Consider the following 24,290-nt stretch of genomic DNA (forward strand, 5'->3'; position numbering starts at 1 on the left):
GAAGAGCGGACGTCAGACGAGGCCGCGGCGGGCCAGCAGCGGCCCGATGCCGGCCTCGCGCCCCCTGAAGTTCCTGAACGCCGTCAGCGGATCGATGCTGCCGCCCCGCGACAGCAGCTCGCGGCGGAAGTGGTCACCGTTCGCCCTGGTGAGCCCGCCGTTCTCCTTGAACCACTCCACGCTCTCCGCGTCCAGCACCTCGCTCCAGATGTAGGAGTAATAGCCGGCCGCGTAGCCGCCCGAGAAGATGTGCGCGAAGTAGTTGGTCCGGTAACGCGGCCGGACCAGCGGGAACGCGATCCCCGCCGCCTTCAGCGCGGCGGCCTCGAACGCCTCCGGGTCCTCCACCGTCTCGCCGGGCGCCAGCTTGTGCCAGGCCCAGTCGAGCAGCGTGGCGGCCAGATATTCGACGGTCTGGAAGCCCTGGTTGAACTTCTCGGCCGCCTCCAGCTTGGCCACCAGCTCCGCCGGCATCGGCTCGCCCGTCTCGTAGTGCTTGGCGTAGTTGGCCAGCACCTCGGGCCAGGTCACCCACATCTCGTTGACCTGCGACGGGTACTCCACGAAGTCGCGCGGCACGCTCGTACCCGACACGCGGGGGAAGCGCACCTGCGAGAACAACCCGTGCAGCGCGTGGCCGAACTCGTGGAAGGCGGTGCTGACCTCGTCGTACGTCAGCAGCGTCGGCCCCGAGGCCGGCTTGGTGACGTTGAGGTTGTTGATGACGACCGGCTTCAGCCCGAACAGGAACGACTGGTCGACCAGGTTGTTCATCCACGCGCCGCCGCGCTTGTTCGGCCGCGCGTACGGGTCGAGCACGAACAGCCCGAGCGGGCCGCCGTCCTCGTCCGACACCTCGAACACGCTCACGTCCTCGTGGTAGCCGCCCAGGTCGGGCCGCTCGGCGAAGGTGATGCCGTACAGCTTGGTCGCCGCGAAGAACACGCCGTCGCGGTAGACCCTGTTGAGCTCGAAGTACGGCCGCATGGCCGCGCCGTCGAACTCGTAGCGCGCCTGGCGCACCTTCTCGGAGTAGTAGGGCCAGTCCCACGGCTCGATCGGGAACCCGGCCTGCTCCGCCAGCGCCTCGGCCTCCTTCTCGGCGTTGCGCACGGCGGGGCCGACGAGCTGGCCGAGCATCTCCTCGACCGCCTCGACGGTCTTGGCGGTCTGGTCGGCCACCGTGTACGCGGCGTGCGTCGGGAACCCGAGCAGCTGCGCCCGCTCCCCCCGCAGCGCCGCCATCCTGGCCGCCAGCTCGAAGTTGCCGGGGGCGCGGCCGACGCTCAGCTCGTACAGGCGGCGGCGCACGTCACGGTCGGTCAGCTGGGACAGGCTCGGCTGGGCGGTGAAGTTCAGCAGCGGCAGGACGTACGTGCCGTCGTCCTGGCGCAGCGAGGCGATCTTGGCCTCGTCGAACCCGTCGAGCTCCTTCGGGTCCGTCACGACCAGCGCCGACTCCGTGGTCGCCTTGAGCAGGCTCTGCGCGAACTCGGTGGACAGCCGCGACAGCTCCTCGTTGAGCGCGCGCAGGCGCTCCTGCTCGGGCTCGGACAGGTCGGCGCCGGCCCTGACGAAGTCCTGGCGGTACTTCTCCAGCAGCCACGACTCCTCGGGGTCCTCCGTGGCGACCTGCTTGATGCGGGCCCACAGCGGCCGGTTGAGCCGGATCGCGTCACTGTGCCGGGTCAGTCGCGGGGAGATCTGCTTCTCGATCTCCATGATGCCGTCCGTGGTGTTGGACGCGGCGACGCTGAAGAAGACCGTGGCCGTACGGTCGAGGATCCTGCCCGACCGTTCGAGAGCGGCGATCGTGTTGTCGAACGTCGGCGGCTCGCTGCTGCCGGCGATGGCTTCGACCTCCGCGAGCTGCTCGGCCATGCCGCGCTCGAACGCGGGCAGGTAGTGCTCTTCCCGGATCGCGGCGAAGGGCGGCAGCTCGTACGGCAGATCGCTAGGGGCGAAGAACGGATTCTCGGCCAACGCTTGGGCTCCTCCACGTGGTGTTTTGTCCCCTTCAGCTTGGCACGGACGGGGACCCGGTGGGAGCAGCGGAGGAGGGCCGGGACATTCGTTTTGGTCTTAGCCCCGGAGCTGGGCTATTCTTTCGGACGTCGCCAAAGCGCTCCGCGAGGAGATCGCAGCGGTGGGGTATGGTGTAATTGGCAGCACGACTGATTCTGGTTCAGTTAGTCTAGGTTCGAGTCCTGGTACCCCAGCATATGAACGGATGTCTCCCCGGTGAGGCGTCCGTTTTTTCATTTCGCCAGCCGATGCAGAATCTCCGAGATCTCCTGGTACGCCCGAGCGGTCGGCGCGTGCGTGGCGGCCACCGAGAAAACCTCGAACCGGTTGCCCGGCGTGGCCGCGTCCGCCTCCCTGATCATCCGGTCCTGCAGCGCGAGCGGGATCATCCGGTCCTTCGTGTGCCTGATGTAGACCCGGCGCACCCTGCCCCACCGCTCCTTGCGGCCTCTGGAGTCGGCGGACGACACCTGCATGCTCTCGTCCGGCAGCAGGGTGTTCAGCAGGGCCAGGAACTCGCCCTCGGTGCCGTCCGCCATGAACGTCTTCCTGGCCGCGGCCAGGAACTCCGGGTCGTTGGTGCGCCAGTTGACGCGCAGCGCCCCGATCACCGCGGGGTCGGCCACGATGCCGCTCGCCAGGCTGGCCGCCAGGCTGGTCTTGCCCTCCGGGGTGGCGGTGTAGTCGTTGGGGGAGCGCAGCCGGGTGCAGCAGTACGCGGCGTCGTACACGAGGGTGTCGATCAGGTGCGGCACCGCGTCGGCCACCTTCGTGATCGTCGCGCCGCCCAGGCTGCCGCCCACCAGGATCACCGGCCCGTGCTCCGCCACCTGGCGCACCACCTTGACCGTCGCGTCCACGTAGTCGTCGAGCGTCACCCCCGCGACCGGCGACTTGAGCGTGGCCAGCGCCGCCAGGTCCTGCGGCGCCTGGTAGGCGCGGACGAACTGCTCCTCGGGGCCGTGCCCCGGCAGCCCCACCCCGATGGAGCGGTGCCCGCGCGACGTCAGCTCGGGGTCGGCCGTGGCCACCCCGTTCGAGCCGGAGACGAAGACGTACGTGGTGACGTCCTTCCTGGGTTTGACCACCGCCGTGGAGGCGAGGGCGCCGGCGGCGGCGAGCTGAAGAGCGGTTCTGCGCGTCGTGTTCATGCCTTCGATGCTCGCGCCGGCGCCCGTGTCCCCACATCGCCCACCCGGCCAGAGAACCGGTGGACGCCGGCCATCAACCGATCGGTCGATGCCATGCCAAGCTCAACCCCATGACCAGCCCCGACGCCCCCGGCCCGCGGACACCGCCTGACGGCCCCCAGCCGCGGACACCGCCCCTGGGCGGCGGCTCCGAGCCGCGGACGACGCTCGCCGGTGGCGGCTTCGAGTCGCGGACACCACCCCCGGGTGGCGGCTCCGAGTCGCGGAGGCCGCCCGCCGGTGGGCAGGGGCGTGAGCGGTGGGTGTTCGCCGCGCTGGCCTATGCGCTGCTCGCCGTCAGCTCACTGGTGACCGCCCTCGCCGAACCAGGGGGAGCCCCCGACGCCGACGCCGGCACCACCCTGGGGCTTCCTTCCTGGCTGGCCGGTCCCCTCGCGGCTGGGACGGCTCAGGGGCCTCTGAGCAGCGTGGAGGCGGTGTGGGGGAGCGTGCCGTGGCCGTTCCTGGCGGTGGTGGCGGCGGTGTGGCTGGCGCCGGTCGCGTGGCTCCATCCCGTACGGGAGCGGCAGCGGGCGCTCGTCGTCGGCCACGTCCTCGTCCTGCTGGCCATCGCCGCCGGGCTGACGCTCAAGGCGCCGGCGTTCATCGTGTTCGCCTCGATCGGCTACCCGCTGACGATCGCCATGTTCCCGGCCCGGCTGGTGATGGCGGGCGTCACGCTGACGGCGCTGGTCAACGTCGCCGTACAGGCCGGGCCAGGCGCGCGTGACACCCTGCTCGCGGTGCTCGCCGGCGTGGCCCTGCCGCTGGTGGCCGCCGGCTGGTACGTCTCCGCCGAGCACGACAAGCGCCGCCGCCTCGTCCAGCGCCTGCGTGCCGCCATGGAAGAGAACGCCGAACTGAACGCCCGCCTCCTCGACCAGGCCAGGCGGGCGGGCGTCGCGGACGAGCGGCACCGCGTGGCCGGCGAGATCCACGACACGCTCGCCCAGGACCTCGTGGCCCTCATCGGCCAGCTCGACGCCGCCGGTCACACCGCTCGCGGGCCGGCCCGCGAGCACCTCGACAGGGCCGCCGCGCTGGCCCGGCGCGGCCTGGCAGAGACCCGCCGCTCGATCACCGCCCTGCGCCCCGAGCCACTCGAACGCACCGACCTGCCCCAGGCGCTGCACCACATGGCCAGGTCGTGGGCCGAGACGGCGGGCGTCGACCTGCGCTTCGAGATCACCGGCACGCCGGTCGCGCTGGCCGCCGACGTGGAGTCCGCCCTGTTCCGCATCGCCCAGGAGGCCCTGGCCAATGTCGCCAAGCACGCCAACGCCACCAGGACGGGCCTCACCCTGACGTACACCGACGAACTCATCCTCCTGGACATCCGAGACGACGGCCTCGGTTTCCCGCCGCAGCGGCCGACTGACGGCTTCGGCCTGGACAGCATGCGCCGGCGCGCCGGCGCCCTGGGCGGAACCCTGACCGTCGAATCCGAGCCAGGCCGTGGCACCGCCGTCGCCGCCGCCGTCCCCGCGATCCCGCCCACCACGTCAGACCGGCGCCGATGAGACGCTGTACCGCGTCAGAGGGAGCGGCCATGCCCGAGCGAGTGCCGGCAAGCCGATGAGGGGGAGCGGCCATGTCCGTGCGGGTGCTGATAGCCGACGAGGGGGAGCGGTCATGTCCGTGCGGGTGCTGATAGCCGACGATCACCCGATCGTGCGCGACGGCCTGCGCGCCGCCCTCACCCGTGACCCCGAGAGCGAGATCGTCGTGGTGGGGGAGGCGGGCGACGGCGAGGAGGCCGTACGCCTGGCCGGGGAGCTGGCGCCGGACGTCATCCTGATGGACCTGCGCATGCCCGGCATGGACGGCATGACCGCCATCCGCCGCCTGGCCGGGACGGGCCCCCGGGTGCTGGTGCTGACCACGTTCGACACCGACGTCCTGCCCGCGCTGGAAGCGGGCGCCACCGGCTACCTCCTCAAGGACGCCCCGCCCGCCGACCTGGCCCGCGCCGTCCTCGCCACCAGCCGCGGCGAGACCGTCCTGGCGCCCGCCGTGGCCGGCCGCCTCGCCGACCAGGTCCGCCGCCCCGCGAGGGGGCAACTGAGCCCGCGAGAGCTGGAGGTCTTGCGCCTGGTGGCCGCAGGCGCCACGAACAAGGAAGCAGCGGCAAGCCTGTTCATCAGCGAGGCCAGCATCAAAACGCACCTGCTGCACATCTACGCCAAACTCGACGTCCGCGACCGCGCCGCCGCGGTCGGCGAAGCCTACCGCCGCGGCCTCCTGCCCCACTGACACCGCCGGGGACGGCCGCGAACCACGCCCGCCGATGCCCCGGCCTCTCGCCAGGCGGTCGCCTACCCCCGCCTCCCGATGGGGCACTGGACATGGATTGGTCGCAGGATGTGATCATGCGGTGGCATTTCGGTAGGGTTGGGCGTCCTATGGTTGAGTTTCGGCCCCGTGCGGGGGGTTTCCCGCGTTTCCTCGCTCCGTTCATCGCCCCGCTCATCCTCTTCTTCTTCGTTCTGCTCCTCCTGGGCGCGATCTTCACCAACAGCACCCCACTGGGCGTCCTGATCGGCGCGATCGCGACCGGCGTGCTGGTGGGCGTCCTGGTCGTCAAGCACCGCCGTCTCACCCAGGGCACCGTGGCACGCTTCTCGCCCGAGGGCGTCGAGCTGGTCGACCGGATGGGGTTCAGGGTGCGGCTGCGCTGGCGCGACGTCACCCGCATCGACGTCGTGGACACCCAGCTCGCCGACCCCCGCAGGATGGGGCGGCCGGGGGGAGCGAGGGCCGGGGTGCAGGCGCTGCGCTCGGTCGGGCTCATCGGCTGGGGCGAGCGCGCGGTGCCGCCGCGCATCCCCGCCTGGATGCGGGAGCGCCTGGCGCGCGTCCCGGTGGACCCGGCGACGGGCAGGCCGGAGGTGACGATCCCGCTGGGCGAGTTCGACCCGGTGTGGCAGCGCGGCCCGATGGGCGACTGGGTCCGGCGCTACAGGCCCGATCTGATGGGCCCTTAAGCGGTTTGGTGTGGTCTTCCAGGTGCGGTAGAGTTACCTGCGTCGCCGGGGAAGCCCCCGGCACAGCAGCTTGTGGACAGGGTCCCGTCGTCTAGTGGCCCAGGACGCCGCCCTCTCAAGGCGGTAGCGCCGGTTCGAATCCGGTCGGGACTACCACTTGTCACAAGCCCGCGAAGGTCCCGTCGTCTAGTGGCCCAGGACGCCGCCCTCTCAAGGCGGTAGCGCCGGTTCGAATCCGGTCGGGACTACGTCTGCAACATCAGCTCCGGTGCTCAAAGCCCGGAGCTTTTTTGTTTTCCGTACGCGCGAAAAGAAACCGGGTGCCGCCTCGCGGCGGCACCCGGCGGAACCTACTTCGAGCGGGCCTTGAAGAGCGCGCGCCGCGCGGCCTTGGCCACCTGTTTGTCGGGGTGCACCTGGGAGATCAGGTCGAGCAGCTCCTCCACGTGCGCGTGCGGGATCTTCCAGATCACCTCGAGCAGGTCGTTGACCATGTCGGGCCCGATGTCGCGCAGGCTGCTGACGAACTCGGAGCGGCCGAGACCGGCCGAGATCGTCCACATGTCGAGGATGAGCCAGTGGGTGTCGTCGGGCGTCGGCTCCGGCGCGTCCTCGACCTCCAGCTGGCTGAGGTGGGTGGCCGCGTAGGGGCGCAGCGAGGGGTGGTCGAGCGCCGCCCGCCAGGCCGGCACGGCGGCCTCGCCCAGCGTGCCGACCACGCTCGCGGCCTGCACCCTGATGAGCGCGTCGCTGTCGTCCTCGGCCGCGGCGGCCAGCAGCTCCTCGGCGGCCTTGGCGGGCTCGCGCAGCCGCATCCAGGCCGCGAACTCGGCGTCGGCCTCCTCCTCGGGCAGCTCGGCGCTGAGCGCGAGCAGCTCGTGGGCGCTCATGGAGTCGATCGCCGGGCGGGCGTCGACCTCGATGTCGGCGTCGTCGATGAGGTGGACGACGCCCTCGGTGCCGAGCGGGGTGAGACGCAGCACGTCGCCGTCGCGCTCGACCATGCCGTAGCCGGTCAGCCACTCGATGGAGGACGCCAGCGGGTCGTCGCCGGCCGCCTCCCAGGCGTCGCCGCCCAGCTCGTCGAGGTCCGCGGCGGCCTCGCCCAGCTCACGGGCGAGCCCGTCGACCTCGCGCGAGCCGCCGGCCAGCAGCAGCCGGACGAGCACGCCCCTGGTCAGCCCGGCCAGCGCCATGGTGAGGTCGTCGTCGTCGAGCTCGGGATCGCCGTAGTCGACGGAGTGGAGGCCGAGCATCCACGCGTCGAGCACGTCCTCGTCGTCGTCGAACGGCCACTCGGCGGTGTCGTCCTGGACGGTGACGGTGCCGCCCTCGCCCGGCTCGAGGAACTCGAGGTCGACGGCGAGGTTCCAGATGTTCCACAGCTGGGGCACGGCCTCGCTGACGGGCCCTTCGGTCTCGGGCCTGGGCAGGCCGACGGCCTCCAGCGCCTCTTCGACCTCCGCGTCTGTGAGCAAGGTCTCCTCGCCCACCTTGCGCCCTGTGCCCACCCACACGGCCAGATCGCGGGCCTTGGCGACCAGGGGCGCCTGGCGGGCGGCGGCGGCCAGCTCGGAGTCAGGGCGCAGCCTGACCGTGTCGAGCTCGGACAGCTCGTCGGCGAACGGCTCGAAGTCGCCGAGGTCGCCGGCGTCGTCGTCGTCCTCCTCGCCCTCGCTCTCGTCGAGCAGCTCTTCCATCAGGTCGACGAACTCGTCCTCGACGTCGTCGAGCTCGGCCTGCAGATCGGCGAGGGAGTCGGAGCCCTTGCCCAGCCGGCCGGTGCTGTCGAGGAAGGTCAGGTAGGCGTCGACGGCCGGGAGCATCCCGTCGGCGGCGGCGTCGGGATCCTCCACGACCTTCGGCATGCGGTCGAGCAGCAGGTTACGCAGGTCGGCGCGCTTCCACGTGCCGAGGTCCTGCGAGAAGGCGAGCCGGTGCCACAGCGCGGCGGGCCCCACGAGCTCGGGGTCGCTCCCGGGGGCGTTCGCACGCGCCCACATGATGAACTCTTCGAGCAGGGGTCGCAGCTCAGTGGCGGCTACCTCGATGCGATCTGTCACGCACTCAGGCTAGTGTGCCCGCGAGGCTGTCGGCTCCCGAAATAACGCCTTTCGCTGATCATGATGTCCGGCGCATGGCCTCGGTGATCCGCTCGGCGGCGGCCATGACCGGCACCGCGTGGAGCCGTCCTGGCGCTCTCGTGAGGCGTTCGATGGGGCCGGAGACCGACACCGCCGCGATCACCTTGCCGCCGCTGCCCCTTATGGGAGCGGAGACGCTGGCCACCCCCTGCTCGCGCTCGCCGACGCTGTGAGCCCACCCACGGCGGCGTACGGAGGCCAGCGTGGCGGCGGTGAACTTGGCCCCGCGCAACCCGCGGTGCAGCCGGTCGGGCTCCTCCCAGGCCAGCAGGATCTGCGCTGCGGAGCCTGCCGTCATGGGCAGCGCGGACCCGACGGGCACGGTGTCGCGCAGGCCGCTGGCGCGCTCGGCGGCGGCCACGCACACGCGTTCGTCGCCCTGACGGCGGTACAGCTGCGCGCTCTCCCCGGTCAGGTCACGAAGGTGCATCAAAACGGGCGCGGCGACCGCCAGCAGCCGGTCCTCGCCGGCCGCGGTGGACAACTCCGACAGCCTGGGGCCGAGCACGAAACGGCCCTGTGTGTCGCGGCTCACGATGCGGTGGTGCTCAAGGGCGACAGCCAGCCGGTGGGCGGTGGGGCGGGCCAGGCCGGTGGCCTGGACGAGCTGGGCCAGTGAAGCAGGTCCCGCTTCGAGGGCATTGAGTACAAGAACCGCCTTGTCGAGTACTCCGACTCCGCTAGAGTTGTCCATACACCGATACTGCAGTCTCGACATATGAGAAAGCAAGTCGGATGATTCTCAAGGAGGAGATCATGGGCCGCACACTGGCCGAGAAGGTCTGGGAGCAACACGTAGTCCGTCGCGCGGAGGGCGAACCGGACCTGCTCTATATCGACCTGCACCTCATCCACGAGGTGACCAGCCCGCAGGCGTTCGACGGGCTCAGGCTCGCCGGCCGCAAGGTGCGGCGGCCCGATCTCACCATCGCCACCGAGGACCACAACGTGCCGACCGTGCTCGGCCCCATCGCCGACCCGGTGTCCAAGACCCAGGTCGAGACGCTGCGCAAGAACGCCGCCGAGTTCGGCATCCGCCTGCATCCGATGGGCGACGCGGGGCAGGGCGTGGTGCACATCATCGGCCCGCAGTTCGGTCTCACCCAGCCCGGCATGACCATCGTGTGCGGCGACTCCCACACCTCCACGCACGGCGCGTTCGGCGGCATCGCGTTCGGCATCGGCACCTCCGAGGTCGAGCACGTGCTGGCCACGCAGACGCTGCCCGCCTACCGCCCCAAGACGATGGCCATCGAGGTCAGCGGCGAGCTGCCGGTCGGCGTCACCGCCAAGGACCTGATCCTGGCCATCATCGCCAAGATCGGCACCGGCGGCGGCCAGGGCTACATCGTCGAATACCGCGGCGAGGCCGTGCGCAAGCTCTCCATGGAGGGCCGCATGACGATCTGCAACATGTCGATCGAGGCGGGCGCGCGGGCCGGCATGATCGCCCCCGACGAGACCACGTTCGCGTACCTGAAAGGCCGCGCCCACGCGCCGAAGGGCGAGGCGTGGGACCAGGCGGTCGAATACTGGAAGTCGCTGCGCACCGACGACGACGCCGTCTTCGACAAGGTCGTGGAGATCGACGCCTCCACGCTGACCCCCTACGTCACGTGGGGCACCAACCCGGGCCAGGGCCTGCCGCTGGGCGAGTCCGTGCCCGCGCCGGAGAGCTTCGACGACCCGGTGGCGCGCTCGGCCGCCGAGCGGGCGCTGGAGTACATGGGGCTGAGCGCCGGCACGCCGCTGCGCGAGATCGAGGTCGACACCGTGTTCGTCGGCTCGTGCACCAACGGCCGCATCGAGGACCTCCGCTCGGCCGCCGAGATCCTGCGCGGCCGCCAGGTCAAGACCCGCACGCTCATCGTGCCCGGCTCGATGATGGTCAAGAAGCAGGCCGAGGAGGAGGGCCTGCACGAGGTGTTCAAGGCCGCGGGCGCCGAGTGGCGCGAGGCCGGCTGCTCGATGTGTCTCGGCATGAACCCCGACACGCTCAAGCCGGGCGAGCGCAGCGCCTCCACCTCCAACCGCAACTTCGAGGGCCGCCAGGGCAAGGGTGGCCGCACCCACCTGGTGTCGCCGCAGGTCGCCGCCGCGACCGCCGTCACCGGCCGCCTCACCGCCCCCGCCGACCTGTAAGGGAGACCACGTTCCATGGAAGCCTTCACCACCCACACCGGTACGGCGGTGCCGCTGCGCCGCAGCAACGTCGACACCGACCAGATCATCCCGGCCGTCTGGCTCAAGCAGGTCAGCCGCACCGGCTTCGAGAAGGGCCTGTTCGCCGCCTGGCGCGAGGACCCGACGTTCGTGCTCAACGACCCCTCCTACGAGGGCGGCTCGATCCTGGTCTCCGGCCCCGACTTCGGCACCGGCTCCTCCCGCGAGCACGCCGTCTGGGCGCTGCAGCAGTACGGGTTCCGCGTCGTGATCGCCGCCCGCTTCGGCGACATCTTCCGCAACAACTCCACCAAGATGGGCCTGCTCCCCGTCGTCCTGCCGGGCGAGAAGGTCGAGGAGCTGCAGGCCGCCGTCGAGGCGGAGCCCACGCTCGAAGTGACCGTCGACCTGGTCGAACGCCAGGTCCGCTGGGCCGGCGAGGCCGTCCCGTTCGAGATCGACGACTACACCCGCTGGCGGCTGATGGAGGGGCTCGACGACATCGGGCTGACCCTGCGTCACGAGGGCGAAGTGGCGGCGTACGAGAATGGTCGGCAGCCATGGCTGCCGACGACCGTCTAGAAGACGACGAACTGGCGCGGCGGTTGCGCGAGGCGCACCGCCGCGTCCGCATGCTGCCCGCCGACCGCAGGGAACGCCTCGGGCGCCGCTATCTCGCGATCTGTGACCTGGCGAAGCACGACAGGGAAAGGGCGGCGCTGCGCCTCGGGGCGTTTCTGCGGGCCCTTGACGCGGCTTTCGACACGCCACGTAGTGAAGAAAATCCGCCAGGTGATTGAGTTCATCGGCGATCCCGCCTACTTTCAGAGCCCGTAAGGGGTTTCTACGTCGAACTCGTGAGCTGGAACCCCGAGCCGTAACTGGGGGAGCAGGACTTTCATGAACAAGCGAGAACTCGTCGAGGCCATCGCGGATCGGGTGGGCGACAGGAAGACGGCCACGGAGGCCGTCAACGCGGTCATCGACGCCATCCAGAAGGCCGTGGCCGGCGGCGACAAGGTCTCGATCACGGGCTTCGGCGCGTTCGAGATGGTGAACAAGCCCGCCCGCACGGCGCGCAATCCGTCCACCGGCGCGGAAATCAACGTGGCCGAGAGCTGGGCGCCCAAGTTCCGTCCCGGTTCTGATTTCAAAGAACTGGTGAACGAGGGCGGCAAGAAAATCGGCAAGAAGAAGTAAACACAGCGGACCGCCGAACGCCCGGGCCATCTCGGCCCGGGCGTCCGCGTGTCGGGATCAGGGCTTGTAGGCGTCGGGCACCGGGAAGGTGGACAGCGTGATGTAGCCGATCTCGCCGCCGCTCATGCCGAGATTGACCCGCTGACCGGAGCGGAGCAGCCGCAGCGGGCCCGCGTCGAAGGCGGCGGTGCCGAAGGGGAGCACGGCACCGTCGTCGAGGAAGACCGTGCCGGAACGGGTGGCCTCGTCGAAACTGCGTACGGTCGCCTGCACGCCACCAGCTTAAGCGCTCACCCTTCCCGATCAACCGGCCACAGCTCGGCCACCACCGCGGCCGTGTGCCCGCCCAGCCCGAGCGCGATCGCCGCACGCAGGTCGTCGGGGGTGTCCACGTCGCGCCTTACCGAGTCGATGCCGGGCACGCACAGCTCCTTGGCGCCGCCGGCCAGGTGCTTGGCCCGCGACTCGCCGCCGAACCGCGGCGTGAAGGGCCGGCCTGGGCGCACCCCGTAGAAGGTGGTGCCGACGTCGAGCGCGTCGGGCACGAACGCCTGGTCGAACTCGGCCGCCGCCTCCAGCGCCACCGCCAGCTCGGCGGGCCGCAGCGCGGGCAGGTCGGCCTGGAGGGCGCCCACCGCGTCATCGGGCGCGACGCGTACGGCGTGGGCGGCGCCCGTACGCAGCGCCGTGTTCAGCCCCCGATCGGGGTCGTGCACCACGTCGGCGCCCAGCGCGGCGAGCGGCCCCGCGGCGGCGGGATCGGCCGTCACCACGATGACCCGGGCGACGGGCGGGCAGGACAGCGCGGCGGCCACGGTGTCGCAGGCCACGGCCACGGCCAGCCGCGTGCGGTGCGGCCCCGTCGCGGCGGCCAGCCGGGTCTTCGCCGCGACCAGCGTCTTCACCGGAATGACCAGGGACCAGCGGATGCTCATAGGGTAAGCATCGCGCCTCGACATCCCACGCCGCCAACCGGGAGACTTGGGGCGCATCCCGTACGTCTTGGAGGAGACCATGAGCCGCCCCACGAGACCATCGCGTTTCTGGGAAACCCTGGCAGTCGTCGTGGTGAAACCGCTGTCCTGGCTTTTGGTCAAGAAAGACTGGCGTAACGGCGATCGCATGCCGAGGACGGGCGGCGTGATCATCGCGGCCAACCACCTGTCGTGGGCCGACCCGGTGCTGCTGTCGCACTTCCTCTACAACCACGGCCGCTGGCCGGTCATCCTGGCCAAGTCGGGATTGTTCAAGGTGCCGTTCCTGGGCCACGCCGTCGCCGCGCTGCGCGCCATCCCGGTCGAGCGGGGCAGCAGCGAGGCCGCGAGGTCGCTGCGCATCTCGGAGGAGCGGCTGGCCGACGGTTGCGCGATCCTGTTCTACCCCGAGGGCACCTGCACCCGCGATCCCGGCCTGTGGCCGATGACCGGCAAGACGGGCGCGGCCCGGCTGGCTCTGGAGAGCGGCGCCCCGGTGATCCCGGTGGCCCACTGGGGGGCGCACGAGCTGCTGCCGTACGGCGCGAAGAAGCCCAGGCTGTTCCCCCGCAAGACGTTCCGCGTGACGGTGGGCCCGCCGGTCGACCTGTCGAAGTACGCGGGCCGGCCGGCGCACGCCGACGTGCTGCGCGAGGCCACGGCCGACATCATGGCCGCGGTCACCGCCCAGCTCGCCGAGCTGCGCGGCGAGAAGGCACCGGAGACCCCCTACGATCCGACCAGGCGGTGAGCGCATGACGAAGGCAGCCGTGTTCGGCACGGGATCGTGGGGCACCACGTTCGCGATGCTCCTCGCCGAGGCGGGCAACGAGGTCACGCTCTGGGGCCGCAGGCAGGAGCTGGTCGACGTGATCGACCGCGACCACGTCAACCCCGACTACCTGCCGGGCGTGCCGCTCCCGCCCTCGCTGCGGGCCACCACCGACCCCGAGCGGGCGCTCGCCGGGGCCGACTTCGTGGTGCTCGCGGTGCCGTCCCAGCGGCTGCGGGCCAACCTGGCGGCCTGGAAGCCGTACATTCCGCCGCACGCCGTGCTGGTGAGCCTGATGAAGGGCATCGAGCTGGGCACCACCAAGCGGATGAGCGAGGTGATCCGCGAGGTCGCCGAGGTGCCCGACGAGCGGGTGGCCGTCGTCTCCGGGCCCAACCTGGCCATGGAGATCGCCCACCGCCAGCCCGCCGCGACCGTCGTGGCCTGCACCGACGAGAGCGTGGCCGAGCGCCTGCAGGCGATCTGCCACCTGCCGCCGTGGTTCCGCCCCTACACCAACCCCGACGTCGTCGGTGTCGAGCTGGGCGGGGCGGTCAAGAACGTCATCGCCCTCGCCGTCGGCGTCTCCGCCGGCATGGGCATGGGCGACAACGTCAGCGCCATGCTCATCACGCGCGGCCTGGCCGAGATCTCCCGGCTCGGGGCCGCGCTCGGCGCCGACCCGCACACCTTCGCCGGGCTCGCCGGCATGGGCGACCTGGTCGCCACCTGCACCTCGCCGCTGTCGCGCAACCGCACGTTCGGCGAGAACCTCGGCCGCGGCATGACGCTGGATGAGGTCGTCGCCGCCACCAAGCAGACCGCCGAGGGCGTCAAGTCGTGCGAGTCGGTGCTGGAGCTGGCGAGGAAGCACGACGTGGAGATGCCGATCACCGAGGTCGTCGTCGGCGTCGTGCACGACGGCATGTCGCCGGCCGAGGCCGGAATGCTGCTGATGTCCCGCTCGCCGAAACCTGAACGGTACGGGCTGTGAGAATGACCTGAATACGGCGTGCTCGGCTCGCTGTGACAGGGACACCCCGGTAGATTCGGACACCATGAGCAAGCCACGCATCGCCGTCGTTTTCGGAGGTCGCAATTCCGAGCACGCCGTCTCCCTGATGGGGGCGGGCAGCGTGCTGGAGGCGATCGACAGGACCAAGTACGAGGTGATCCCGATCGGGATCGCCCAGGACGGCAGATGGGTGCTGGCCGCTTCCGACCAGCGGTTCGCCATCGAGTCCGGCGAGCTGCCGGTCGTCGACACCTCGGGCGCGGCGCTCGCGCTCCCCTCAGGGAGCGGTGGCCTCGTGGCGTACGACCCCGGCGCGATCCCCGTCGAGCTCGGCACCGTCGACGTGGTCTTCCCCGTGATGCACGGCCCGTTCGCCGAGGACGGCACCATCCAGGGCCTGCTGGAGATGGCCGGCGTCCGCTACGTCGGCTCCGGCGTGCTGGCCAGCGCGGTCGGCATGGACAAGGCCCACATGAAGACCGTCATGGCCGCGGCCGGGCTGCCGATCGGCCGCTACGTCGTCGTCCGCGAGCGCGACTGGCGGCTCGACCGCGAGACCGTGCTCAAGGAGGCCGAGGAGCTCGGCTACCCGGTCTTCGTCAAGCCGGCGAGGGCGGGCTCGTCCCAGGGCATCTCCAAGGCGGGCGACCGCGCGGAGCTGGCCGCGGCCATCGAGCTGGCCAGGGAACACGACCCCAAGGTCCTCGTCGAGGCGGCCATCGTCGGCCGCGAGATCGAGTGCGCGGTGCTGCAGTCGCCCGGCGACGAGCGGGCCGCCGCGTCGATGCCGGGTGAGGTGAAGGTCGAGGGCGGGCAGGAGTTCTTCGACTTCGCGGCGAAGTACTACCCCGACCAGATGTCGCTCGCGGTGCCCGCCGACATCCCGCAGGAGACGGCCGAGGAGCTCCGGGAGATGGCGGTGCGGGCGTTCGAGGCGCTCGACTGCGAGGGGCTCGCCAGGGTCGACTTCTTCTACACCCCCGACGGCAAGCTGATCTTCAACGAGATCAACACCATGCCAGGGTTCACCTCGCTGTCGGTGGCGCCGCAGCTCTGGGCCGCCTCTGGGCTGTCCTACCCGGAGCTGGTCGAGCGGCTCATCCAGCTCGCCCTGCGGCGCAGGCCAGGACTGCGCTGATCAGGCCCGGGGCGTGGTGGCCTGGGCGATCGGCCCCGACAGGTCGGCGAGCAGCTCGGCCGCCACGTGCTCGCCGCCGACCGTGACCTCGACGTACGCGGTGTCGGTCACGGCGGTGAACAACGCCGGCTTCTCCGGGTCGGCGAACCAGCCCACGCCCTCGATCTCCTGCAGCTGGTCGGTCGGCGCCATCCTGACCGGCCGCGGCACGCCGCAGCGCAGCGCGATGACGCCCGAGCCCCAGACGGCGACGTAGGGGGACGCGGGCTCGGACGTGCCGCGCTCCTCGCCGTCGAGCGTCTTGGGCAGCAGCGGGGCCAGCCGGTCGCAGGCCGCCGCCGCCTCGCCCGCAGGACGCGGCGGCTCGACCTGAACGGCGCCGCCGCAGCCGGCGAGTGTCAGGAGAACGAGCAGGACGGCGGCGACACGCATGAGGGACCTCAGATATGGACGATCGGACACGTCAGCGTACGCGTGATGCCCTCCACCGCCTGAATCTGGGCGACGACGAGCTTGCCCAGCTCATCGACGTTGTTGGCCTCCGCGCGCACGATCACGTCGTAGGGGCCCGTCACGTCCTCGGCCCGGGTGACCCCCGGGATCCCGGAGATCTCGCGAGCCACGGCGGCGGCCTTGCCGACTTCGGTCTGGATAAGGATGTAGGCCTGCACCATCACGTCCTCCCGGGCGATTGGATCACGCCGAAGGGCCACCGTACCCTGTGTGCGTCAGGAGGTGCGTCATCACAGTCGGAGATCTCGGCGAATTCGGTGTGGTAAATCGCATTACCGCACAACTGCCCCAGGGTGACGCGGTGATGCTCGGCCCGGGTGACGACGCCGCCGTCATCGGCGCCCCCGACGGGCGTGTCGCGGTCTCGACGGACCTGCTGATCGAAGGCCGCCACTTCAGGCGCGACTGGTCGCGCGGCTACGACGTGGGCCGCAAGGCCGCCGCCCAGAACCTCGCCGACGTGGCCGCCATGGGCGCCCGTCCCACCTCGCTCGTGGTCGGCCTGGGCCTGCCCGCCGACCTGCCGGTGAGCTGGCTCGACGAGCTGACCGCCGGGTTCGCCGACGAGTGCGGGGTCGTGGGGGCGAGCGTGGCGGGCGGCGACGTGACCCGCTGCGACCTGGTCGTCCTCGGCGTGACCGCGCTGGGCGACCTCGGCGGGCGCGCTCCCGTCCTGCGGTCGGGGGCCAGGCCGGGGCACGTGGTGGCGGTGGCCGGGCGGCTCGGCCGCGCCGCCGCCGGGTGGGCGCTGCTGGAGGCGGGCGTCTGCGTGGACACGCCCGGGTTGCGGGCGGCCGTGGCGGGGCATCGGCGGCCGTGCCCGCCGTACGCGAGCGGGGTCGAGGCGGCCGAACTGGGCGCGAGCGCCATGCTGGACGTCAGCGACGGGCTGCTGCAGGATCTGGGGCACGTCGCCAGGGCCAGTGGCGTACGGATCGAGCTCGATCCCGCGGCCTTCACCGTGTTCACCACGGCTGAGCCGGTGGCGGCGGCGGCCAAGGAGCTGGGGGCCGATCCGCTGGAGTGGGTGCTGTCGGGTGGCGAGGATCACGCGCTGGCGGCGGTGTTCCCTTCCGAGGTGTCGTTGCCGGAGTCGTGGCAGGTCGTGGGCCGGGTCGCCGAGGGTTCCGGCGTGGTGGTGCGCGGGCGGGAGATCGGGCATCGCGGGTGGGATCACTTTCGGTGATGAGATGTCCCGATTTACGTGAAATTTTCCTGTTTTGGGGTATGACTAGCGGGATTGCTGTGACAACGGCGTAGCAAAGGTGTTATGAAGATTGGCGGCCACTGTAACCGGGAAGAAAGGGCAGCCATGGGCCGCCACGGCACAGGTGGATCCGAAGACGGGGACGAACGGGGGCACAGCGCTTTTTGGGGTCCTGACGAGCAGGCCGAGCCGCCGGGCTGGCCGTCGCTCCCGGACCAGCCCGAGGTGACGGGGCAGTGGGCCCCGATGCCGAGGCGCGCCGACGGGCCGCCTCCGCGCGCGCCGCAGTCGGAGCCGTTCGAGACCACCGGGGCCTTCGCCGTGCCCACGAACGACCCGGCGGGCGCCTACCCGCAGCAGCCTGGGCGTGACCCCAGGATGGACCCGGGCATGGCCCCGGGCATGGACCCGGGCACGGATGACGCAGGGCCGTTCGAGACGACGGGGGCGTTCGCCCGTCCGCAGGAGTGGAACCAGCCCCCCGACCAGACGGCCGTCTTCGGCGGCCCCGGGGGCGCGCAGCAGTTCCCCGGGCAGGGTGACGCGCTGTTCGATCCGCCCGCTGAGCAGCGCGGGCTCTTCGACCCACCGGGGGGCCGGCGGGGCTCCTTCGACGACCGGCCGGGCGCCTTCGACGATCATCGTGAGCCCTTCGACGGCCGGCGGATGCAGTTCGAGGATGAGCGGGATCGGTTCGACGATCCCGCGGGCCCTCAGGGGCCTTTCAACGGGCCCGAGCAGCGTGGCCCGTTCGACGGGCACGGGGACCAGCTCGGGCCGTTCAACGATCAGCGCGGTCCCTTCGACGGGCCGGCTGATCCCCACGACCCCTTCGGCTCTGCGCCCTTCGACGACGCGCCCGACAGCCGTACCGCGCGGTTCGACCCGCCCGCCGGCCCCGGCGTCCCGCCCGAGCCGGGCGACGTCAAGGTGGCCGGCGAGCCGACCGCCATGCTGGCCCCCGCGTGGGCGAACGCCGAAACCGGCTTCCTCGGCCCCGACGACGGCTCAGGCTGGCCGGACGACGCCGACGAGCCGCGCGCCCGCCGCGGGCGCCGCAAGGGCCGCGGTGGCGGTGGCGGTGGCGGTGGCGGCGGTGACGACGACGTGCTCGCCGCGGCTCCGTCCGGCGCCGGCAAGGGCCGCGTGGCGCTGCTGTCGGTGGCGGCCGTGGCCGTCGTGCTCGGCGGCACGGTGGCGGGCGTCAAGTTCATGAGCTCCGGCGACGACCCGGTCAAGTGCGAGGGTACGTCCTGCGCCGCCGTACAGGCTCCGAGCCAAGAGCCGGCGCCCGCCGGGTCGGGACCCGTGGACGAGGGGAGCGAGCCCGAGCCCGAGGACGAGCCGGTGGAGGAGGAGACGGCGGCCGACGAGGAGCCGTCGAGCAGGCCGACGCCGACGGCCACCTACAACGCGGGAGCGCCGCGCCGCACCGCCACTCCCACGCCGACGCCCACCAAGACGAGGGTGAAGAAGCAGGAGAAGCCGGTGGACGAGCCGGCCGCCGACCGGTCGGCCGAGGCCGAGGAGACCGTCTCCGAGGCGCCGAGCGAGCAGCCGTCCACGCTGGACGACGCCGACACCGGCACCGGGGTCGTCCCCGACGAGTCCACCCCGCCGGCGAACGACTCGGGGATCGACTCGCCGCTGACGAACACCGGCGCGCTCAACGTCCGGCAGACGATCAAGCAGCGGCTGACCACGTACCAGGCGAACCTGACCCTTTCCAACGACTCCGTGCAGCCCCTCAGGAGCCCGACGGTCTCCGTCCCGGTGGACGGCAAGGTCGTGAAGGTGGAGGGCGCCAGGTGGACGCAGGACGGCGACCTGCTTATCCTCGACGTCTCCACGACGCTCGCCTCCGGCGACTCGATCGAGGTCTCCTTCACCGCCACCGGCCGCGGCAGCAAGGCCAGGAACTGCGGCGTGGTCGCCGGCCAGTGCGCCATCAGCTGACCCCTGCCCAGCCGCCCGCCCTCCGGGCGGGCACCGGCCTCCTGGAGCCGCCGATCTCACCACCTGGTGGGTCGGCGGCTCCATCGCTGTGCGGTGACGGCCTCTCCGCGGGGCAGGACCCGTCCGCGCGTCCCTGAGTGGCGTTCTCCTCGGCGCGTGCGGGCGACGACGGCTCCTGGAACCGACGACGCCGCCTCCAGTTTCTGGAGGCGGCGCTGAGGGCCCTTCCGGCGGCACCTCGTGAAAAAGGGGGCCGGACATGGCGAAGGCCCGCGGCTCCCTGAGCGGGAGGCGGGCCCTTCGAAAGATGAACTAGCGGGTGACCTTGCCCGCCTTGATGCACGAGGTGCACACGTTCAGCTTCTTCGGCGTGCCGCCGACGACCGCGCGGACCGTCTGGATGTTGGGGTTCCAGCGACGGCGGGTGCGGCGGTGAGAGTGGGAAACGTTGTTGCCGAAGGTCGGGCCCTTGCGGCAGACATCGCAGACGGAAGCCACGGTATCGCTCCTTAAAACAGTCGATGTAGCCCTGTCCGCTGATGCTTTCCGGGCGGAGGGCATGCCGGGACGACCGGCCAGCCAGAAGAGAATATCCGATCCACGCCGATGGGCGCGAACCAGAGCATCTGGGCCGGATCCCGGGCGGCGATATTCTCCTCGCACAACCGTAGCGCATCCAGGCGGTTCGCTCGGCCGGTGCCGGACCATCAGTGCCGGACCATCGGCGTCGGTCATCGGCGTCGGTCATCGGCGCCGGTCATCGGCGTCGGTCATCGGGGCCGGGCTGTCAGGGCAGTAGGTCGGGGGACGTAGCCGGAGGCACCAGATGAAGATCCTCGACCCGCCCGCCGTACGCCGCTGGGCCCGCCTGGCCGCCGACGCGCTGGGCCAGGCCAGTACCGAGATCGACGCGCTCAACGTGTTCCCGGTGGCCGACGGCGACACCGGCACCAACCTGCACCTCACCATGCTGTCGGCGGCCGAGGCCGTCGAGTCGCTGCCCGAGGACGTGGACGCCGCCGTGGTCTGGCAGACCCTCTCCTACGGCGCGCTGATGGGGGCGCGCGGCAACTCGGGGGTGATCGTCAGCCAGGCGCTGCGCGGCCTCGCCGAGGTGCTGAAGGACGGCTCCGACCTGCGGGCGGGGCTGCTCAGAGCGGCGGTGCTCGCCAGGGAGGCGGTGGCCAGGCCGGTCGAGGGCACGGTGCTCAGCGTGCTGGAGTCGGCGGCGCGGGCCGTCCAGGAGGTGGAGGGCGACCTGCCCGAGGTGGCGCGGCAGGCGGCGGGTGAGGCGCGGGCGGCGCTCGGCCGTACGCCTGAGCAGCTCGACGTGCTGGCACGCAGCGGCGTGGTGGACGCGGGCGGCGCGGGGGCGGCGATCGTGCTGGAGACGCTGGCCACGGTGGTCACGGGCGGCGCGGCCGAGCACTACGAGGTGCCCGCGCCGACCTCCCGGGTGACGCCGATGACGGAGGCGGGGGCGGGCTATGAGGTGATGTACCTGCTGGACGCCGGCGACCGGGCGGTGGCCGCGCTGCGCGAAGAGCTCGACGCCATGGGCGACTCGCTGGTCGTGGTGGGCGGCGACGGGCTGTGGAACGTGCACGTCCACGTCCCCGAGGCCGGTCCCGCGGTGGAGGCGGGGATCAGGGCGGGGCGGCCGTACCGGATCAGGATCACGTACCTGGCCGAACGCACCCATAAAGGCGGCAGTGGCAGCGGCGTGGTGGCGGTCGCGGCGGGCGACGGCATCGCGGCGCTGTTCGAGGAGTGCGGCGCGATCGTCGTACGCCGCGCGCCGGGCACCCGTCCCACCCTGCCCGCGCTGCTGGCCGCGATCAGGCGGGCCGGTGACAAGGTCGCCGTGCTGCCGAACGACGACGGCGTACGCGCGGTCGCCGCCGCTGCCGCCGAGATCGCCCGCGAGGAGGGCGTGACGGTCAGCGTGCTGCCCACGGAGGCGACCGTGCAGGGGCTGGCCGCGCTGGCCGTGCACGATCCGCTGCGGCGCTTCGACGACGACGTGGTGGCGATGACCGACGCCGCAGGGCACACCCGCTGCGGGCACGTGACGGTGGCGGACAAGGAGGCGTTCACGAGCGCCGGGATGTGCCGGCCGGGCGACGTCCTGGGCCTGATCGGCGGGGACGTGGCCGTGATCGGCCGATCGGTCGCCGGCGTGGCCGCCACGGTGGTGGACCGCATGCTGGCGGGCGGCGGCGAGCTGGTCACGCTGGTCACCGGCGAGGGCGCGGGGGAGGCGGCGTCCGAGGTCGAGCGGCACGTCGCGGGTACGCGGCCCGACGTGGACCTCGTCGTGTACGACGGCGAGCAGGGCGGCTACCCGCTCCTCATCGGCGTGGAGTGATCGCGGGCCCTCGCACGGCCCCCCGCCACGACGGCGGGAGTGATCCCCGGCGTCGCTGGGGATTCCTGTCGGCCGCAGGCGGTAGAACTTATTGCCGTGAGCCGTTTCGACGAGCCTCTGACGAAGGCGCTCGACCCGAAGACCGCCAAGCTGCTGCACAGCGTGCTCGGCCTGGAGACGGTCGGCGACCTGCTGCGCCACTATCCGCGACGCTACGCCGAGCGCGGCGAGCTGACCTCGCTCGACGCGCTTGAGGTCGACGAGCACGTCACCGTGGTGGGCGAGGTGACCAGGCTCATGCGCAAGCCGATGCGCAACCGCGGCGGCACCTGGCTGGAGGTCGAGGTCGTCGACGGCAACGGCAACAGGATCTATCTGTCGTTCTTCGGCAAGGGCTCCCACGTGGCCGAGTCGCGGCTCAAGCCGGGCAGGCGCGGCATGTTCGCCGGCAAGGTGGGGCTGTTCGGCGCGCGGTCGAAGCCGCGCTGGCAGCTCGCGCACCCGGAGTTCGAGCTGTTCGAGGAGGGCGAGGCGAGCGCCGAGGAGTTCGCGGCGGCGCCGGTGCCGATCTATCCGGCGGGCAAGGACCTCACGCCGTGGGCGATCAGGCGGGCGGTCGGCGTCGTGCTCGACACGCTGGGCCCGCTCGACGACCCGCTGCCCGCCGCGCTGCGCTCCCGCCACGGCCTGCAGGACCTCGGCGACGCGCTGGTGGCGATCCACCGGCCGAAGGACTTCGCGGAGGTCGGGCGGGCGCGTAACAGGCTGAAGTTCGATGAGGCGTTCGTGCTGCAGGCCGTGCTGCTCCAGCGGCGCCAGGCGGCGACCGCGTGGCCGGCCAGGCCGCGGCCCCGGCGCTCCGACGGCATGCTCGCCGACTTCGACGGGCGGCTGCCGTTCGCGCTGACCGAGGGGCAGGCCCAGGTGGGCGAGGAGATCGCCGCCGACCTGGCGACCGCGCACCCGATGCACCGGCTGCTGCAGGGCGAGGTTGGCGCGGGCAAGACGGTGGTGGCGCTGCGGGCGATGCTGCAGGTGGTCGACGCCGGCGGGCAGGCGGCGCTGCTGGCGCCCACCGAGGTGCTGGCCCAGCAGCACCATCGTTCGATCACCACGATGCTGGGCGACCTGGCGCAGGGCGGCATGTTCGGCGGCACCGCGGTCACGCTGCTGACCGGCTCGATGGGGGCCGCCGCGCGGCGCTCCGCGCTGCTCGACGCGGCCTCGGGCACGGCCGGCATCGTCGTCGGCACCCACGCGCTGCTGCAGGAGCACGTGCAGTTCGCCGACCTGGGGCTGGTCGTGGTGGACGAGCAGCATCGGTTCGGGGTGGAGCAGCGTGACGCGCTGCGCGAGAAGGCGGGTGACGCCAGGCCGCACGTGCTGGTCATGACCGCCACCCCGATCCCGCGTACGGTCGCCATGACCGTCTTCGGCGACCTCGAGGTCTCGACGCTGTCGCAGCTCCCGTCCGGCCGCGCGCCGATCACCACCCACGTCGTGCCGGCCGCCGAGAAGCCCCACTACCTCGAGCGCACCTGGCAGCGGGTCAAGGAGGAGGTGACGCTGGGGCGGCAGGCGTACATCGTGTGCCCGCGCATCGGCGACCTCGAGGGCGACGAGGGCGACATGGCGGCGTCCGACGACGAGCGGCGGCCGCCGCTCGCGGTCCTCGACGTGGCCGAGATGCTCACCGAGGGGCCCTTCCACGACCTGCGGGTGGGCACGCTGCACGGCAAGCTCCCGCCGGAGGAGAAGGACGCGATCATGCGCGCCTTCACGCGGGGCGAGCTCGACGTGCTGGTGGCGACGACGGTCATCGAGGTCGGCGTCGACGTGCCCAACTCGTCCGTCATGATCATCATGGACGCCGACCGCTTCGGCGTCTCCCAGCTCCACCAGCTCAGGGGCCGGGTCGGCCGGGGCGGGCTGCCCGGGCTCTGCCTGCTGGTCACCGACTTCCCCGAGGGCACACCGGCCCGCGCCCGCCTCGACGCGGTGGCGGCCACGCTCGACGGGTTCGAGCTGTCGCGGGTCGACCTGGAGCAGCGGCGTGAGGGCGACGTGCTGGGCGCGGCGCAGTCGGGCAAGCGGACGTCGCTGAAGCTGCTGCAGCTGCTCCGCGACGAGGACGTCATCGCCACCGCCCGCGACGAGGCCGCCGCCCTGCTGGCCGACGACCCCGACCTGACCAGGCACGCCGGCCTGCGCGCGGAGATAGACCGGCTGCTGGCCGACGAGAAGGCCGAATACCTGGAGAAGACCTGACGGCCCGATGAACCCGTCTGACTGCGGAGGGCGCGCGTTGTGGGCCTGCCCGTGGGCGGGGGCCGTGAAGGCCGGTCGGCCGGTAGGCGCGTGTGGAGGGCCTGGCAGCCGGCGGTCGCGGAGGCTGGGCGGTGGGGGCGTGGAGACGGCCGGAGTGGTGGGGGTGCACGGGGGGTCGGTGGCCGGGTGTTCGTGAGGCGATTTCAGGCCCAGCCGCCGGGGACGGCCTCCCCCCGAATGCCGTCCCCGGCTGGGCCCACCCTCGGGTCAGGTGCCGAGGGAACCGGCGTGCGGAAGGGCTCACGATCACGCCGGTCGGCCTTCATGTGGGTCACCTTGAAGGCCGCAGAATCATCATGCGGGCCGCCCGGCC

23 protein-coding genes and 3 tRNA genes are annotated in these 24,290 nt (G+C 71.9%); 17 read left to right on the forward strand and 9 right to left on the reverse strand.

Translation table 11 applies throughout. From position 1 onward, the window contains the following. Positions 1 to 12: 12 nt before the first annotated feature. Positions 13 to 1,983, reverse strand: a complete 1,971-nt coding sequence (locus tag ABZW11_RS37770) for a M3 family metallopeptidase (RefSeq protein WP_355428345.1) — start codon at positions 1,981 to 1,983, stop codon at positions 13 to 15. A gap of 164 nt (positions 1,984 to 2,147) precedes the next feature. Between ABZW11_RS37770 and ABZW11_RS37775 the strand changes: the two genes are divergently transcribed. Then, positions 2,148 to 2,219: transfer RNA gene (locus ABZW11_RS37775), tRNA-Gln, on the forward strand. Positions 2,220 to 2,258: 39 nt separating this feature from the next. Here the strand turns inward: ABZW11_RS37775 and ABZW11_RS37780 are convergent. After that, positions 2,259 to 3,176, reverse strand: a complete 918-nt coding sequence (locus tag ABZW11_RS37780) for an alpha/beta hydrolase (RefSeq protein ID WP_355428348.1) — start codon at positions 3,174 to 3,176, stop codon at positions 2,259 to 2,261. Positions 3,177 to 3,286: 110 nt separating this feature from the next. Between ABZW11_RS37780 and ABZW11_RS37785 the strand changes: the two genes are divergently transcribed. The 5 genes from ABZW11_RS37785 (at position 3,287) to ABZW11_RS37805 (ending at position 6,447) form a co-directional block, all read left to right on the forward strand. Then, the gene (locus ABZW11_RS37785; RefSeq protein ID WP_355428351.1) at positions 3,287 to 4,735 is read left to right on the forward strand and encodes a sensor histidine kinase; all 1,449 of its coding nucleotides are present in this window, start codon (positions 3,287 to 3,289) and stop codon (positions 4,733 to 4,735) included. A 112-nt stretch (positions 4,736 to 4,847) separates the two neighbouring features. Next, a complete protein-coding gene (locus ABZW11_RS37790) occupies positions 4,848 to 5,468 on the forward strand; it encodes a response regulator transcription factor (RefSeq protein ID WP_355428353.1) in 621 nt (206 codons plus the stop codon). Between the two features lie 149 nt (positions 5,469 to 5,617). Next, the gene (locus ABZW11_RS37795) at positions 5,618 to 6,199 is read left to right on the forward strand and encodes a hypothetical protein (protein ID WP_355428356.1); all 582 of its coding nucleotides are present in this window, start codon (positions 5,618 to 5,620) and stop codon (positions 6,197 to 6,199) included. 80 nt (positions 6,200 to 6,279) lie between these two features. Then, positions 6,280 to 6,355, forward strand: a tRNA-Glu gene (locus ABZW11_RS37800). A gap of 19 nt (positions 6,356 to 6,374) precedes the next feature. Beyond that, positions 6,375 to 6,447 (forward strand) — tRNA-Glu (locus ABZW11_RS37805). A gap of 102 nt (positions 6,448 to 6,549) precedes the next feature. On the opposite strand, the gene ABZW11_RS37810 is transcribed toward ABZW11_RS37805, so the two are convergent. Continuing rightward, a complete protein-coding gene (locus tag ABZW11_RS37810; RefSeq protein ID WP_355428359.1) occupies positions 6,550 to 8,262 on the reverse strand; it encodes a hypothetical protein in 1,713 nt (570 codons plus the stop codon). Positions 8,263 to 8,320: 58 nt separating this feature from the next. Further along, complete coding sequence (locus ABZW11_RS37815) at positions 8,321 to 9,037, reverse strand: IclR family transcriptional regulator (protein ID WP_355428362.1); 717 nt, start codon at positions 9,035 to 9,037, stop codon at positions 8,321 to 8,323. Positions 9,038 to 9,099: 62 nt separating this feature from the next. Between ABZW11_RS37815 and leuC the strand changes: the two genes are divergently transcribed. From leuC to ABZW11_RS37835, 4 genes are all read left to right on the forward strand, one after another. Then, positions 9,100 to 10,485, forward strand: a complete 1,386-nt coding sequence (gene leuC, locus ABZW11_RS37820; RefSeq protein WP_355428364.1) for a 3-isopropylmalate dehydratase large subunit — start codon at positions 9,100 to 9,102, stop codon at positions 10,483 to 10,485. Between the two features lie 15 nt (positions 10,486 to 10,500). Then, a complete protein-coding gene (gene leuD, locus ABZW11_RS37825; RefSeq protein ID WP_355428367.1) occupies positions 10,501 to 11,088 on the forward strand; it encodes a 3-isopropylmalate dehydratase small subunit in 588 nt (195 codons plus the stop codon). Further along, positions 11,067 to 11,306, forward strand: a complete 240-nt coding sequence (locus ABZW11_RS37830) for a hypothetical protein (RefSeq protein ID WP_355428369.1) — start codon at positions 11,067 to 11,069, stop codon at positions 11,304 to 11,306. Before leuD ends, ABZW11_RS37830 begins: the two co-directional genes overlap by 22 nt. 100 nt (positions 11,307 to 11,406) lie before the next feature. Further along, positions 11,407 to 11,706 (forward strand): HU family DNA-binding protein, encoded by a 300-nt coding sequence (locus ABZW11_RS37835; protein ID WP_355428372.1) that lies wholly within the window; start codon positions 11,407 to 11,409, stop codon positions 11,704 to 11,706. A 57-nt stretch (positions 11,707 to 11,763) separates the two neighbouring features. On the opposite strand, the gene ABZW11_RS37840 is transcribed toward ABZW11_RS37835, so the two are convergent. Both ABZW11_RS37840 and cofC read right to left on the reverse strand, forming a co-directional pair. Continuing rightward, positions 11,764 to 11,979, reverse strand: a complete 216-nt coding sequence (locus ABZW11_RS37840; protein WP_355428375.1) for a hypothetical protein — start codon at positions 11,977 to 11,979, stop codon at positions 11,764 to 11,766. A 17-nt stretch (positions 11,980 to 11,996) separates the two neighbouring features. Continuing rightward, positions 11,997 to 12,641, reverse strand: coding sequence for a 2-phospho-L-lactate guanylyltransferase (gene cofC, locus ABZW11_RS37845; RefSeq protein WP_355428378.1), 645 nt, complete (start codon positions 12,639 to 12,641; stop codon positions 11,997 to 11,999). Between the two features lie 187 nt (positions 12,642 to 12,828). Here cofC and ABZW11_RS37850 point away from each other — a divergent pair, with 187 nt between their 5' ends. The 3 genes from ABZW11_RS37850 (at position 12,829) to ABZW11_RS37860 (ending at position 15,605) form a co-directional block, all read left to right on the forward strand. After that, a complete protein-coding gene (locus ABZW11_RS37850; protein WP_355428380.1) occupies positions 12,829 to 13,431 on the forward strand; it encodes a lysophospholipid acyltransferase family protein in 603 nt (200 codons plus the stop codon). 4 nt (positions 13,432 to 13,435) lie between these two features. After that, positions 13,436 to 14,446: an NAD(P)H-dependent glycerol-3-phosphate dehydrogenase gene (locus ABZW11_RS37855; RefSeq protein ID WP_355428383.1), complete on the forward strand. Its 1,011-nt coding sequence runs from the start codon at positions 13,436 to 13,438 to the stop codon at positions 14,444 to 14,446. A gap of 64 nt (positions 14,447 to 14,510) precedes the next feature. Continuing rightward, the gene (locus ABZW11_RS37860; RefSeq protein ID WP_355428386.1) at positions 14,511 to 15,605 is read left to right on the forward strand and encodes a D-alanine--D-alanine ligase family protein; all 1,095 of its coding nucleotides are present in this window, start codon (positions 14,511 to 14,513) and stop codon (positions 15,603 to 15,605) included. Here the strand turns inward: ABZW11_RS37860 and ABZW11_RS37865 are convergent, their stop codons facing one another. Then, entirely contained in the window at positions 15,606 to 16,037 is a 432-nt protein-coding gene (locus ABZW11_RS37865) for a DUF3515 family protein (protein ID WP_355428389.1), read from the reverse strand. It abuts the gene before it with no gap. Positions 16,038 to 16,045: 8 nt separating this feature from the next. Beyond that, a complete protein-coding gene (locus ABZW11_RS37870) occupies positions 16,046 to 16,279 on the reverse strand; it encodes an Lrp/AsnC ligand binding domain-containing protein (RefSeq protein ID WP_345389169.1) in 234 nt (77 codons plus the stop codon). A gap of 47 nt (positions 16,280 to 16,326) precedes the next feature. Here ABZW11_RS37870 and ABZW11_RS37875 point away from each other — a divergent pair, with 47 nt between their 5' ends. Then, positions 16,327 to 17,304: a thiamine-phosphate kinase gene (locus tag ABZW11_RS37875; protein ID WP_355428392.1), complete on the forward strand. Its 978-nt coding sequence runs from the start codon at positions 16,327 to 16,329 to the stop codon at positions 17,302 to 17,304. Positions 17,305 to 17,571: 267 nt separating this feature from the next. Beyond that, a complete protein-coding gene (locus ABZW11_RS37880) occupies positions 17,572 to 19,281 on the forward strand; it encodes a hypothetical protein (RefSeq protein ID WP_355428395.1) in 1,710 nt (569 codons plus the stop codon). A 312-nt stretch (positions 19,282 to 19,593) separates the two neighbouring features. Here the strand turns inward: ABZW11_RS37880 and rpmB are convergent, their stop codons facing one another. Continuing rightward, positions 19,594 to 19,779, reverse strand: coding sequence for a 50S ribosomal protein L28 (gene rpmB / locus ABZW11_RS37885; RefSeq protein ID WP_043618345.1), 186 nt, complete (start codon positions 19,777 to 19,779; stop codon positions 19,594 to 19,596). A gap of 328 nt (positions 19,780 to 20,107) precedes the next feature. On the opposite strand from rpmB, the gene ABZW11_RS37890 reads away from it, so the two are divergent. Both ABZW11_RS37890 and recG read left to right on the forward strand, forming a co-directional pair. Continuing rightward, entirely contained in the window at positions 20,108 to 21,649 is a 1,542-nt protein-coding gene (locus ABZW11_RS37890) for a DAK2 domain-containing protein (protein WP_355428397.1), read from the forward strand. A gap of 96 nt (positions 21,650 to 21,745) precedes the next feature. Beyond that, the gene (gene recG, locus ABZW11_RS37895; protein ID WP_355428400.1) at positions 21,746 to 23,917 is read left to right on the forward strand and encodes an ATP-dependent DNA helicase RecG; all 2,172 of its coding nucleotides are present in this window, start codon (positions 21,746 to 21,748) and stop codon (positions 23,915 to 23,917) included. Positions 23,918 to 24,290: the final 373 nt, after the last annotated feature.

Source organism: Nonomuraea sp. NPDC004580, from assembly GCF_040609855.1.
In the GTDB taxonomy this organism is placed as follows: Bacteria; Actinomycetota; Actinomycetes; order Streptosporangiales; family Streptosporangiaceae; genus Nonomuraea; species Nonomuraea salmonea.

Excerpts from the sequence above, each read along its gene's own strand:
- ABZW11_RS37780 (WP_355428348.1), bottom strand. The coding sequence starts at position 3,176 with ATGAACACGACGCGCAGAACCGCTCTTCAGCTCGCCGCCGCCGGCGCC.
- leuD (WP_355428367.1), top strand. The coding sequence starts at position 10,501 with ATGGAAGCCTTCACCACCCACACCGGTACGGCGGTGCCGCTGCGCCGC.
- ABZW11_RS37890 (WP_355428397.1), top strand. The coding sequence starts at position 20,108 with ATGAAGATCCTCGACCCGCCCGCCGTACGCCGCTGGGCCCGCCTGGCC.
- ABZW11_RS37785 (WP_355428351.1), top strand. The coding sequence starts at position 3,287 with ATGACCAGCCCCGACGCCCCCGGCCCGCGGACACCGCCTGACGGCCCC.
- cofC (WP_355428378.1), bottom strand. The coding sequence starts at position 12,641 with ATGAGCATCCGCTGGTCCCTGGTCATTCCGGTGAAGACGCTGGTCGCG.
- ABZW11_RS37790 (WP_355428353.1), top strand. The coding sequence starts at position 4,848 with ATGTCCGTGCGGGTGCTGATAGCCGACGATCACCCGATCGTGCGCGAC.
- ABZW11_RS37880 (WP_355428395.1), top strand. The coding sequence starts at position 17,572 with ATGCCGAGGCGCGCCGACGGGCCGCCTCCGCGCGCGCCGCAGTCGGAG.
- ABZW11_RS37870 (WP_345389169.1), bottom strand. The coding sequence starts at position 16,279 with ATGGTGCAGGCCTACATCCTTATCCAGACCGAAGTCGGCAAGGCCGCC.
- ABZW11_RS37830 (WP_355428369.1), top strand. The coding sequence starts at position 11,067 with ATGGCTGCCGACGACCGTCTAGAAGACGACGAACTGGCGCGGCGGTTG.
- ABZW11_RS37835 (WP_355428372.1), top strand. The coding sequence starts at position 11,407 with ATGAACAAGCGAGAACTCGTCGAGGCCATCGCGGATCGGGTGGGCGAC.
- ABZW11_RS37850 (WP_355428380.1), top strand. The coding sequence starts at position 12,829 with ATGCCGAGGACGGGCGGCGTGATCATCGCGGCCAACCACCTGTCGTGG.
- ABZW11_RS37815 (WP_355428362.1), bottom strand. The coding sequence starts at position 9,037 with ATGGACAACTCTAGCGGAGTCGGAGTACTCGACAAGGCGGTTCTTGTA.
- ABZW11_RS37855 (WP_355428383.1), top strand. The coding sequence starts at position 13,436 with ATGACGAAGGCAGCCGTGTTCGGCACGGGATCGTGGGGCACCACGTTC.
- ABZW11_RS37795 (WP_355428356.1), top strand. The coding sequence starts at position 5,618 with ATGGTTGAGTTTCGGCCCCGTGCGGGGGGTTTCCCGCGTTTCCTCGCT.
- ABZW11_RS37860 (WP_355428386.1), top strand. The coding sequence starts at position 14,511 with ATGAGCAAGCCACGCATCGCCGTCGTTTTCGGAGGTCGCAATTCCGAG.
- ABZW11_RS37865 (WP_355428389.1), bottom strand. The coding sequence starts at position 16,037 with ATGCGTGTCGCCGCCGTCCTGCTCGTTCTCCTGACACTCGCCGGCTGC.
- leuC (WP_355428364.1), top strand. The coding sequence starts at position 9,100 with ATGGGCCGCACACTGGCCGAGAAGGTCTGGGAGCAACACGTAGTCCGT.